Annotated in this window: 1 pseudogene; it reads left to right on the top strand. The window is 46.4% G+C overall.

The window, feature by feature from the left end:
* Nucleotides 1-606, top strand: a pseudogene (locus tag R7Z77_RS26770) (TMAO reductase system sensor histidine kinase/response regulator TorS); the annotation flags it as partial.

Here is a 606-nt window from a genome sequence, read left to right as displayed (position 1 = left end):
AAACTTCTGTTGTCATTCATCGCGATGGCAATGCTGGTCATGTTATCAGCATTGATTGGCGTATCCGGCTTTTCGCTGGTGGCAAAAACAGAAAGGAACGTGGTAGATGCCGCGATCCCCGCCATGATAGAAGCGCGACAAGTCTCGGAATTGAGTACTCGAATCATTTCATCGGTGCAAATGCTCTCTAATGCGCAAAATGAGCAAGAGAGGAAAAAAGCCGGGCGAGTGTTGTTCGAACAACTTGAATCGCTGTTGACGCACATTAAAGAGCTAGGCGGTGAGTCGTTTGATTCAAAACTGCTCGATGCACTTGAAAGCAATGTTCAGAATGTGATCAATAACCTCGCAGAGCTTGGTGTCACGGTTGAAAGAAAGTTGTGGCTCGCGAAAGAAATTGATACTCGTGTTGAAGAAATGCGCCTGCTGAGTGAAGAGTTAGAACAGCTCACTCGCACTCAAGTTCAAAACACCAGCACGATTGCGGTTGCTAACGTAACCCATATTTATGACCTGTTAGAAGCGAATAAAAAAGACCAAGTCTATCAAGCGCTCGATGCCTTGGTTGAAGTCGATCTTGACCTAACCGAGCGTCTGCACGAACTG

It is taken from the genome of Vibrio sp. 1401, from assembly GCF_033340295.1.
The sequence above is the reverse complement of the archived record's forward strand: the minus strand, read 5'-3'. Positions and strand labels throughout refer to the sequence as shown.